Origin of the sequence: Gordonia sp. ALPHA1B1 (genome assembly GCF_005502615.1) — a bacterium.
Classification (GTDB): domain Bacteria; phylum Actinomycetota; class Actinomycetes; order Mycobacteriales; family Mycobacteriaceae; genus Gordonia; species Gordonia hongkongensis.
The window spans coordinates 1-10,646 of record NZ_SCOC01000013.1 but is presented as its reverse complement, the minus strand read 5'-3'; the positions used below and the strand labels follow the sequence as shown (position 1 = coordinate 10,646).

9 protein-coding genes are annotated in these 10,646 nt (G+C 66.8%); 5 read left to right on the top strand and 4 right to left on the bottom strand.

Annotated elements, in window-relative coordinates:
• Positions 1 to 242 precede the first annotated feature (242 nt).
• Positions 243 to 1,502, bottom strand: coding sequence for an HNH endonuclease signature motif containing protein (locus tag FFS52_RS10900; protein ID WP_137809705.1), 1,260 nt, complete (start codon positions 1,500 to 1,502; stop codon positions 243 to 245).
• 265 nt (positions 1,503 to 1,767) lie between these two features.
• Here FFS52_RS10900 and FFS52_RS10895 point away from each other — a divergent pair, with 265 nt between their 5' ends.
• Positions 1,768 to 1,959, top strand: coding sequence for a hypothetical protein (locus FFS52_RS10895; protein WP_083207227.1), 192 nt, complete (start codon positions 1,768 to 1,770; stop codon positions 1,957 to 1,959).
• Between the two features lie 508 nt (positions 1,960 to 2,467).
• Here FFS52_RS10895 and FFS52_RS10890 read toward each other — a convergent pair.
• On the bottom strand, positions 2,468 to 3,442 hold the full coding sequence (locus FFS52_RS10890) for a 1,4-dihydroxy-2-naphthoyl-CoA synthase (protein ID WP_137809704.1): 975 nt from the start codon (positions 3,440 to 3,442) through the stop codon (positions 2,468 to 2,470).
• A gap of 178 nt (positions 3,443 to 3,620) precedes the next feature.
• Here FFS52_RS10890 and FFS52_RS10885 point away from each other — a divergent pair, with 178 nt between their 5' ends.
• Positions 3,621 to 3,860 (top strand): hypothetical protein, encoded by a 240-nt coding sequence (locus tag FFS52_RS10885; protein WP_171011609.1) that lies wholly within the window; start codon positions 3,621 to 3,623, stop codon positions 3,858 to 3,860.
• A gap of 34 nt (positions 3,861 to 3,894) precedes the next feature.
• Positions 3,895 to 4,545, top strand: coding sequence for a PaaI family thioesterase (locus tag FFS52_RS10880; protein WP_058253345.1), 651 nt, complete (start codon positions 3,895 to 3,897; stop codon positions 4,543 to 4,545).
• On the opposite strand, the gene FFS52_RS10875 is transcribed toward FFS52_RS10880, so the two are convergent.
• Positions 4,536 to 6,683 (bottom strand): Rv1355c family protein, encoded by a 2,148-nt coding sequence (locus FFS52_RS10875; protein ID WP_137809703.1) that lies wholly within the window; start codon positions 6,681 to 6,683, stop codon positions 4,536 to 4,538. The genes FFS52_RS10880 and FFS52_RS10875 overlap by 10 nt on opposite strands.
• 212 nt (positions 6,684 to 6,895) lie before the next feature.
• Between FFS52_RS10875 and FFS52_RS10870 the strand changes: the two genes are divergently transcribed.
• Positions 6,896 to 7,612: a hypothetical protein gene (locus tag FFS52_RS10870; RefSeq protein WP_171011612.1), complete on the top strand. Its 717-nt coding sequence runs from the start codon at positions 6,896 to 6,898 to the stop codon at positions 7,610 to 7,612.
• Here FFS52_RS10870 and FFS52_RS10865 read toward each other — a convergent pair.
• Positions 7,558 to 8,763, bottom strand: coding sequence for a GGDEF domain-containing protein (locus FFS52_RS10865; RefSeq protein ID WP_223258822.1), 1,206 nt, complete (start codon positions 8,761 to 8,763; stop codon positions 7,558 to 7,560). The genes FFS52_RS10870 and FFS52_RS10865 overlap by 55 nt on opposite strands.
• A gap of 461 nt (positions 8,764 to 9,224) precedes the next feature.
• Between FFS52_RS10865 and FFS52_RS10860 the strand changes: the two genes are divergently transcribed.
• Positions 9,225 to 10,430, top strand: a complete 1,206-nt coding sequence (locus FFS52_RS10860) for an EAL domain-containing protein (RefSeq protein WP_137809701.1) — start codon at positions 9,225 to 9,227, stop codon at positions 10,428 to 10,430.
• Positions 10,431 to 10,646 lie beyond the last annotated feature (216 nt).

The following is a 10,646-nucleotide window of genomic DNA, read 5'->3' as shown; positions in this document are numbered from 1 at the left end:
TCGCTCCTCAGGGAGCGGATGGGGACGCTCGCAACCTGGCTCCTCAGCTCAGGGAGCAGGGGGGAAGCTCGCTCGCAGAGCGGAGTTCTCTCGTGGTCCCGACGGCCCGTCCCCGGCCGACGATCTGACCGGGAACGGAGCCGACTGGGGCGTCACTGTGGAGTTGTCAAGGGACAGATGCGATCCCGGGCGATGGCCGGGTGCGAAAAGGTGTTGCGCGAAAGTGTGTGTCGGAGGGCCGGTCAGGCGGCGTCGTCGAGGCGCATGGTGCGTCGGTTGTATGCGGGTAGCGGTCGGCGTTGCGGATCGATCGACACGGGCGGTACGAGCCAGGGGTGGCGGTCGAAACCCATCACGATGTCCCACCCGTGGTGGTGGACCTGTGTGTGGCAGCGCTGGCAGAGCAGGCAGCCGTTGTCGAGATCGGTGGGTCCGCCGTCGGCCCACGGCCTGATGTGATGCACCTGCGTATGGGACTGCGGTGCACCACATTTGATGCAGCACGCGTCGCGGACGATGATCGCTTTGCGTAAGTGTGACGGATACAACCGGCGGGTGTGACCCATCTGAAGCGGTACGCCCTCACTATCGAGGATGATCTCCGTGAGCGAGCCGTCGCACGACACCTGTTTCGCGGTGGCGTGGCTGACCGATCCGGTCCACGGCAGTGTTGCGAGGTCTCCGGTGGCGGGGATGGTCAGCATCAGTTGCGTGCGTGGGCTTCCGACGGTGTTGATGCTCGTGCCGATCGCGGCTTGGTCGAGGATCAGTTCGAAGGCGTCGGCGCGGCGTTGCTCGGCGGTGCGACGATCCTCGGCGCCGTCGGGTTCGGGGCGTGGGCAGGACCGTTCGTCGATCATGGCCTGGAACTTCTCGCCGACGATCTGGGTGAGGTCGGCGCGGACTTCGACGCGTCCGTCGTCGGTGGTGTGCGTGTTCACCGCATTGAGAGATGGGTCGTCGGCGGCCGGTACACCGGTGTCGGCGGTGTCCGCCAGAATATTGGCGATGGCTCGGCCATGCTTGAGCACTTCTGTCGGTGTTGCGCCGGAGAGTGCTTGGGCGATGAGTTCGAGTTCGTACTGGGCGCGCTCGTCATCGGAAAGGGCTTTGTGACAACGCTTCTCGATCTCGTTGATCCCTCGCACGATGGCATCGACGACCTCGCCGGACAGTCGCCCGTCGGCAGCGTGACGCGCCACAGCGGGCAGGTTGGGCAGGGCGTCGACACTGCGCATGGCGCGAAGAGCGGCGGCCGGTGCATGTCCTGACTCGATCAGCAGCTTCTTGGTGGTGCTACCGGCCTTCTGGGTGACGCCGAGTTCGTCGAGTTGCGCTGCATGGGCGACGATTTGATGATCGGCGAGGTTGCGGATAAGGCGCCACGTGTCAAGTGCGTCGAATGTTGCTCTGCCCGTGGGATCGTCGGCGGGTGGGGCGGTCTCGACGAGCTGATCGAGGAGCGTGGTGAGCTCTGGCATGACTCCAAGGTACAGGAACATGGGTTCGATTTCGAGGAGTTTCCACAGGCTCGGAAATCGCGAAACTGACTACTGTGCAGCATGTTTCGTTGATTGTGCCTCGATCGTCGTCAGTAGTCTAATCCTGTCACATACGTACCGTATTCTGTCCCAGAACGGTAGATGTGCTGCTGACCAACGACTGTCGTATGACCGAATGTCGCGCGTCGTTCTGCTGCAGAAGTATCTGCTTGTCCAGGAAGCGGTCGATTACTACTGAGCACAGGCGCTGCTCGTCGGGTGATTGATGGTGGACGGGCCAGTCACCGAGGTGGCACGGGAACTCAACGTCCACGAGATCGCAAGGTGCCGCCCGACCGAGGCGGCGGGTGAGCGCGCGGAACGGACCAGACTGCGTGCCGAGCTCGCCGAGAAGGGCCGTGATGTCGCGCTACGGAAAGAAATTTCGGCGTACTATGCGGCGCAGCATCATCGGTGAGTCGTTTCGAATTCATCGCCGCGGAGTGCGCCTGCCATCATGTCATGAAAGGCGGTGCGCCTCTCATCATTTCGCGGACTGGATTTCTGCGCGTGCAGGTCGGCAACGCCGCGTCGAGTTGACGCCACGACAGCGGCGGCGCCGCGATCTGGAAGTGTCTGGCGCACTGGCAGGCCACGCGACGCACCTACGGTTCACCGCGTACTACTGCCGCACGCCGAGGCGGGTGTGGTCTCTCAGCTCGATTCGGCGGCGTCGTTCGCACCGGACCTGGTTTGGCCGCCGGTTCGATCAGGGCGGTGTCAATATCGTCCGGAATCGCCTGCGAGTGGCCAACTCACGACTCCGGTCGAGAACCCGGAGGAGCGTGAGCTGCGTTGTCGACGGGGTCGAACCCGCTGAAGAATGATCGCCCACATCCAACGTCGATCTACGTCAGACGAGCGACGCTGGTCGTCACCCGCCCTCAATGAATGCTCTGTGCGTTCGACACTCTCGGGCACCCGGCTCAGTAGTAGTACGGGTAATCGTCCCAGCGCGGGTCGCGCTTCTCGAGGAACGCATCACGCCCTTCGACGGCTTCGTCGGTCATGTAGGCCAGGCGGGTCGCCTCACCGGCGAACACCTGCTGACCCATGAGGCCGTCGTCGGTGAGGTTGAACGCGAACTTCAGCATGCGCTGGGCCGTCGGCGACTTGCTGTTGATCCGGCGCGCCCAGTTGATCGCGGTGGCCTCCAGCTCGGCGTGCGGGGCGACGCGGTTGACCGCGCCCATCCGGTGCATGGTCTCGGCGTCGTAGGCCTCCCCGAGGAAGAAGATCTCGCGCGCGAACTTCTGCCCGACCTGCTTGGCGAGGTAGGCGCTGCCGTAACCGGCGTCGAAGGAGCCGACATCGGCGTCGGTCTGCTTGAACCGGGCGTGCTCGGCCGAGGCGAGGGTCAGGTCGCACACGACGTGTAGCGAATGCCCGCCGCCGGCCGCCCAACCGTTGACGACCGCGATCACGACCTTGGGCATCGTCCGGATCAGGCGCTGGACCTCCAGGATGTGCAACCGCCCGCCCTCGGCCTTCACCCGCGCCGCGTCGACCGTCTCGGCGCCGGCCGCCGCGACGTCGTCGTCGTGTGTCGTGGCGTACTGATAACCGCTACGCCCGCGGATGCGCTGATCGCCGCCGCTGCAGAACGCCCACCCGCCGTCCTTGGGGCTCGGGCCGTTGCCGGTCAGCAGGATCGTGCCGACGTCGGGCGACCGCCGCGCATGGTCGAGGACCCGGTACAGCTCGTCGACCGTGTGCGGGCGGAAGGCGTTGCGGACCTCGGGACGGTCGAATGCGACGCGCACGATCCCGTACTCGCGGCCCTCGCCGACGTGGCGGTGATAGGTGATGTCGGTCAGGTCGTCGAAGCCGGGCACCACCGCCCACGATGCCGGGTCGAAGGGTTGGCCGGAGGGTCCCTGGGTGTCGGGCGTCGCACTCATGGGGTCAGCCTATCGACGCGGCGACCGGGCGCTTCGCACGCCTGCAAGCGGCGGATTGGTCGGAAGAGGTCACGAAGTCGTGACGGGTTCGACGCGGATTGCATTCAACCATTGGATGCCTGCCGGTCTTCGGCTCGAACATCACCGAAATCTCAGTTTCGGATGCTTAGCTGTCCGTATGGCTGTATGGGGGTGGATTCTGATCCTCGGGGGCGCGTGGTGTGTCGTGTCCGCGGCGGTCGCGGTGATCGTCGGGAGGGCGGTCCGGATCCGGGACGAAAAGGAACGCGGTCCGCGTGGCGTGCCGGACTACATACCCGAGTCCACGCGCCGGCTGGCCCGGGGCGGGGTGTGTGTGGATCTCGCCGACCGTCGTCGCACGGAGGGGAAAACCGACACCGACACCGACACCGGCTAGGGCGCGGCACCGCCGGCTCTTATACGGTTGGCCGGTGAGCGAAGCGAACGATCGCGCCGTCGAGACCGTCGACGAGGACCCGCACGAGGGTGGTTTCCGGGCCCATGCGGCCATCACCACCGACCGCGGCGGACCCCGCTACGGCGAGTTCAGTGAGCAGGTCCGCCTGCTGATGGACAACGCCCGCTACGCCTGTCCCGATGACGAGCTCGTCGACGAACTCATCGAGTCACTGAAGGCGCTCAACGACCGGCTCGCCGATTCCCGGATCGACGAGTGGCACTCACCGGCGGGGACCCGCATCGACCTCCCGTCGCGCGGCAACATCACCCTGCCGCCGTATGTGGTCACCGAGGTGAACGACAACGGGGTCGTCGCCGAACTGACGTTCCGCGATTTCCACCTCGGCGGGAACAACGCCGCGCACGGCGGTCATGTCGCGGTCGCCTTCGACGACGTGGGCGGCTTCGCGTCGGCGGTCGCGATCCAGCATGTCAGCCGGACCGCGTACCTGACCGTGCAATACCGGTCGATCACACCGCTGAACACGCCGCTGCGAATCCACGCCTGGGCGGACCGGATCGAGGGGCGCAAGGTCTTCATCAAGGGCACCCTGCACGACGGCGACCGCCTCTGTGCGGAGATGGATGCCCTGTTCATCAAGCTCAACCCCGGTCAGGCCTGACCAGCACTCGTCGGCGGGCGCACGGGCAGCCGACGGCTCACCTCCACCGGCGCATCCGTGCGCGACAGGCGCAGCACGATGGTCGGCGCCTCGCCGGCATCGAGGGGCCACGTCTCGAGCATCTCGTCGCGCAGGGCGGCCAGTTCGTCGCCGTGATTGCTCGACAGCGTTCGCGCGGTCGCGTCGTCCCCGGCGTAGAGGAACGTCGGTGTCATGGGGTGAACCGCGAAGCCGAGACGCTCGGCGGCCACCCACAGCTGCTGCGCGACGATCCCACCGCGGAGGTAATCGGCGGGGGTCGTGCCCTGCTGCACCAAGACCAGGATCGCCGACGACGAGGCGGCCCGGGCGCCGGCATCGGCACCGAGCGCGGCACCGCCACCCCATTCGTCGAGCAACGCCATGACATCGGCACGCCGCAACACGTCGAGCATCCCCGCCATCGCCGGCGGTAGGTCGAGCGAGGCGACGTCGATGCCCTCGGCGGCGGCCGGATCGGTGGTGAGCTCGGCGAACATCTCCCGGTGCAGTTCGGGCGTCAGGAACCGGGCGCGATCCGATCGGGCGATGATCGAGGCATATCGGTCGATGTCCGCGCGGTCGTCGAGCGCCACCAACCGGGTCCGATCGCTCGTGGCGGCATCGTGCAGTCGGACGAGATCGGAGGCCGACAGCGGTGATCCGTCCCCGACTCCACGTCGGGTGCCGCGGGCGAGCAATGCGTCGAGTTCGGTCTCCGCGTCCGCAGAGCGCGACCCGGTGTCGATGCCCTTGAGGCGTGCCCGGCCGGCCAGCGTGTCGGCCGCGTCGACGATCTCGATGTCGTCGAGCACCCCGCGCGCGGCGGCCGCGACCTGCGCGTTGTACAGGGCGGCGCCGACCGCCACCGCAGATGCCCGGTGCTCCACGTCGAGGGTCGAGGTGCGGGTGCGGTCCAGGACGATCGTGACGGCGTCGTCGTCGGCGATGATCTGCCAGGGCTGCTGGTTCCCGGCGGACGGCGCCCGGCTCGCGGCGTACACGACGAGTTCGCGATCGGTCATCGCCTCGACGGCGGGCTGCACCTGCGGACGGATCGGTTCGGCGTCGGCCGGTGGTTGTGCTGCGGGTATGGAGGCATGGGTGTCGATCGGGTCCTCGAGGCCGTCCAGCCACGCGTCCCGGTCGAATCGGACGCGACCGGACGACAGGGACTTGCCCTGGACGAGGCGGCGGACGGCCGCGGCCACGGTGGCGCCGCCCAGGAGGACGTCGCCGCCGAGCTGCGGCCAGGCGGTGACCGTGTGCCCGAGCTCGATGGCCGACGCCGCCATCGGCGCGGTCACCTTCGTCGGCTCGAGTACCCGGACGGCGAGCGGGGTGAGCGACGCGCGGTCGAGTCCGACGAGATCTTCGATCCGCAGGTCGCCGGCCAGGCCGTGGAAAAGAGGCCGATCCGGTTCGAGGTCGAATCTCTCGACATCGAGGGTTCCGCCGTCGCTCGTCTCCATGAGGACCGGAATTCCTCGCTCGCGACATTTCTGGCGCACAAGGACCTTTACATCGAAAGAATCACATTCTTCGACGACGAGATCCAGGCCGTCGAGGAATTCATCGATGTTCTCGATTGTTATGCCGTCCACATGTACGACGGTGGTGAGATAGGGATCGATCTCGGAAATGCGTCGAGCGGCGATCACGGCCTTGTTGTCGTGAATATCCATGAGGGTCGCCGGAATTCGATTCATATTCGTGAGTTCGAGATCGTCGAAATCGGCAAGACGTAATTCGCCGGTAAGGCCTTCGAGTGCGAGCGTGAGTGATATCGCGTGTCCCACACTCAAACCGACGACACCGATCCGGAGCTCGCCCGCAGCGTCTTGCTGCGACGCGGTCAGTTTGTGCCGGTTGCGGTCGAGCCGGAGGCGCCGGAACGTGCGCGGACCGGGGATCTTGACGAGGGCGTTACGCCAGGGAAAGTGCGCGTAACGAGGTGTCTCGTCCCGGAGAGCGGGCTCGGCGGGCGGGAGGAGTTCATCGAGCGCGCGGGCGGCGCCGGCCGTGATGTCGGACACAGTGAGGGACGGTTCGGCGGTCAACGCGGCGGGTAGTTCGTCCGGGAAGTAGAGGGTGGCGGCGGCATCCGGCGGCGTGTGCATAAGCCCATGGTGTCGCACGGGATTGCACGACGCCAACCGTCAAAGCGACGGTCGGGCAAAAAGAACTGCGCTTGTGGGAGTGCATAAATGTGGCCTTGTGGCAGCATTACACGCGGGGTCGGGGGAGATCTCGTCTCTAAATTTACTAATTCCTGGAAGGCAATACTGCGATGAATAAGGTGTCAGTCACCAATGATCAGGTTCGCACCGGGATGTTGCGATCGATCGCACCCGAAACCGGGGCGGAGTACTCGGTGGTCGTGGCGAGCCCGCGGTCGGAGCCCGAACTGTGGCGTGAGTACCTCGCCGGCGCGGACGCGTCGTACCACCGCCACGGGTGCGCGGCCGCACTCGAGTACGACGAGGTCGCCGGCGGCGAGGGCACCGCGATGTTCTTCGCGGTGCTCGACAGCGAGGGCAAGGTTGTCGGCGGACTACGGGTCCAACCCCGGTTGGAGGCGGCTGCGCAGTCGCACGCGCTGGTCGAATGGGCGGGTCAGCCCGGTCAGGTGCAGCTCGTCAACGCCATCGAAGAACGCCTGCACGACGGCATCGTCGAGGTCAAGACGGCCTGGGTGGACGAGCGATCGGCGATCGCGGGGTCGGTGGCCGGTCAGTTGTCGCGGTTGGGGCTGGTCATCATGGAGATGTCCGGGGTCGAGGCCATGATGGCGACCGCGGCCGACCACGTTCTGCGCCGTTGGCAATCCGGTGGTGGACGCCTCGACGAGTCGGTGTCCGCGACGCCGTTCCCCGACGACCGGTACCGCACCCGGCTCATGTGGTGGGACCGCGCCCGGCTCGACACCCTCACCAGCCCGGAGACCTGGCGTCGGATGCGCCGGGAGGCCGACGCACTCCAGGCCGCGACGACTCAGCGCCCGCTGGTCCGGCTGTCGATGTCGACGAAGTCGGCCGGGCGTCGGTAGAAGACCTCGTACAGGCTGGCCGACGGCGGAGACACCGTCCGCTCGGCGTCGGCGGCATGTGCGCTCGGCGCGCCGTCGTTCCAGGTCACTGCGTCGATGGATTTGATGACCGTGGTGTCCCGGCCGTTCTCCTTGGCCTGATACACGCAGGCGTCGGCCTGGCCCAGGAGGTTGCCGATCACGTCGTCGGTCGAATAGGCGGTGTCGAAACGGCCGGAGACCAGCGGGTCGCCGGCGACGCGAAGCGGCGCGCAGACACCGCCGACGCTGATGGTGACCGGCGCTGCGGCGGCGACGGCGGCCCGTAGGCGTTCGGCGCTGAGCCACAGTTCGTCCGCGTCGTGGACTACGTGGAACATGAGGAACTCCTCGCCGCCGTAGCGGCACACCTCCGAACCCACGGGGGCGTGCTCGCGGATCGCGGCCGACGCCGCCAGCAGCACGCCGTCACCGGCGAGGTGGCCGTACTGGTCGTTGATCTTCTTGAAATGGTCGACGTCGAGCAGCAGGATGCCGATCCAACCGGTGGACGACCGTGCGGCCGAGAGGAGCTGCGATGCGCGGATCAGGAAGCCGCGCCGGTTCAGCAGGCCGGTCAGCGGGTCGATCCCGACCAGGCGGGTCTGCTGATCGAGCACGGCCTCCATCGACTTGCGCAATGCGACGACCAGGAAGACCGGCACCACGATCAGGCCGAGCATCGCGCCGAAGCTGATCAGGTACTCCGGCAGCGAGGGCGTTGTCACCGCGAGGACGGTTGCCGCACAGACGACCGCCAGCGCCAGATGGGACAGGATGAGTCGGGTGGTCGCCGAGATCGCGCCGATCGCCGGGATGACCGCGACGATGGCGAGGACGAGCGTCGACGATCGTGGCGAGGCCAGGATCATCGAGGTGCCGCAGATGCCCACGATCCCCAACCCGCCCAGGAACGCGAACTCGAGGTCGGTCAGCCGGGCGCGGATGGCCGTCACCGCGAAGACGACCGCGATGAACGACCAGATGGTGAGCAGGATGGGCATGCCGCCCGGGTACAGCGTCTCGGGCGCGAGCACGCTGATGACCGGCAGCGGGATGACACCGCCGGTGCTGATCAGTGTCGCCATCGACCGGGCGTCGTAGCGCCGGAGCACCCTCCTGATCAACGACATCTACCACGACCGCTTTCCGTCGGCGGCTGTGGGGACAGCCGCTTGTTCGCCGAGATTCGCATTAATGCCACTGCGACTGCATTGGCGGAAACCGCGTAATCTTTCGTGTCCTACGCATAGGCAATGAAAGCACCTTACCAGCAGTTTTGCCGCACCTCGCGGAATCGTTAGCAGCGCTGCCGAGAATAGTGGCGAATCGCCGGCCGCGTCGGTCTCAGATTTTGTGAACATCTGTCAAAAGAAATCGATGTCTCGACCCGGGCCCACGAAAATTGCACACGGTTTCGTCGAACCGTCGCGGCGGGCATTTGTGAGAACGGTCATGACGGCCGGCCCTGGTCCGCCAGCGGTGGCGCCTCGTCCTCCTTCCCGGAAGCGGACCGGCTGAGTAGTATCTCCGCGATGGAGAACTGCGGCGCCCCCGGCGTCGCCCTGGGGGGATCGGACCAGCGAATGACGTCGTGTTGACGTTCGGCACCTCGGTGATCGCGGTGTCGGTCGACCCGTACCACCGAGCCGTCGTCGCGTATGGCTACGAGACGTCGGCCGCGGCCGCCGAGCGCTTCATCGAACAGGTGCTGATGCCCATCAGTCCGCGGGCGCGTTTCCAGCGGCGGTCGGACTTCGACTGGCTCATCCACCTCCCGTGGACCGGCGCCGGTGACGACGAGAGCGGACGCAACGCACTGATCGAGGCGGCCCGTACCAAACTCGGTGCGCACACCGTGAGCGACGGGGAACGCAACTGGTTCCTCGACGTGTGCATGGGCGTCGCCGTCGGCGATGTGCACCTCGCCGCCGAGTCCGAGGACGATCTGGTCCGCCACGCCGATGCCGCCCTGTGCATCGCGCTGAGCAGCCGCACCGCCGTCGCATTCGCATCGCCGACGATGCTGCGCCACATCCGGGCCGAGGTCGACCTCGCGGGTTGGCTCACCAGATCGGTCGAGCGCGACTTCTCGGTCTTCTATCAGCCGATCGTCGCGGTACCCGACCGGCGGGTCGTCGGGTACGAGTCGCTGCTCCGGTGGCACACCGAGTCCGGTGTGCTGGCTCCGGACGCGTTCCTGTCTGTGGCCGAGGGGATCTCGCTGCTCGCCCCCATCGGACGGCATGCGATCGGCGAGGCCATCCGGGACCTGTCGGGGGCGATCACCCGGAACGTCGGGCCGAGCACGTTCGTCTCCCTCAACCTGTCCGGGCAGCAGTTGTGGGACGACGGGCTCGTCTCGTACGTCCACGGCCTGATCGACGGTCATGGTGTCGAGCCGTCGAGGGTCTGGGTCGAGGTGCGGGAGGACCAGGCGATCCGGGTCGACACCTCCGCGTCGCGGGCGATCGACGCGCTCCACGACCTCGGCTGCACGATCTGCATCGACGACCTCGGGGCCGGGTTCTCGGCCCTGCGCTACGTCCGCGATCTCCCGGTCGACGTCCTGAAGGTCGATCGGACGCTCATCGCGCAACTGGCCGACAGCTCGCCCGACCGCGCCGTCGTCCGCGCGATCGGTGAGATGGCCGCCGCCACCGGGGTGAAGATGGTCGCCGAGGGAATCGAATCCGAGGCGTTGCTCCCGATGCTCGAGGAGTTCGGGTTCGACTACGCCCAGGGCTTCCTGTTCGGCCGCCCGGCGCCGCTCGTCGAACTGTTCGGCGCTGACCGCTAGGCGGCCCGAACGTGTTGTGGCCCAACCTGCTCCCTGAGGAGGCCGGAGCTTGCGGAGGCCGTCACGAAGGGTCCTGGCGAGATGCGTCGCCAAGACCCTTCGTGGCTCGTCGCTATCGCTCCTCGCACCTCAGCCTGGATCCGTGGATGAGGTTTCAGGTGGGCGGGGTTGTGGTGTGTGAGTGTCTGATTATGTTGTGGGCGTGTGGTATTCGCT

Bases quoted from the DNA above. Each gene is read 5' to 3' on its own strand.
- FFS52_RS10865 (WP_223258822.1), bottom strand. From the start codon at position 8,763: ATGTCGTTGATCAGGAGGGTGCTCCGGCGCTACGACGCCCGGTCGATG.
- FFS52_RS10870 (WP_171011612.1), top strand. From the start codon at position 6,896: ATGTTGCGATCGATCGCACCCGAAACCGGGGCGGAGTACTCGGTGGTC.
- FFS52_RS10885 (WP_171011609.1), top strand. From the start codon at position 3,621: ATGGCTGTATGGGGGTGGATTCTGATCCTCGGGGGCGCGTGGTGTGTC.
- FFS52_RS10900 (WP_137809705.1), bottom strand. From the start codon at position 1,502: ATGTTCCTGTACCTTGGAGTCATGCCAGAGCTCACCACGCTCCTCGAT.
- FFS52_RS10895 (WP_083207227.1), top strand. From the start codon at position 1,768: ATGGTGGACGGGCCAGTCACCGAGGTGGCACGGGAACTCAACGTCCAC.
- FFS52_RS10890 (WP_137809704.1), bottom strand. From the start codon at position 3,442: ATGAGTGCGACGCCCGACACCCAGGGACCCTCCGGCCAACCCTTCGAC.
- FFS52_RS10875 (WP_137809703.1), bottom strand. From the start codon at position 6,683: ATGCACACGCCGCCGGATGCCGCCGCCACCCTCTACTTCCCGGACGAA.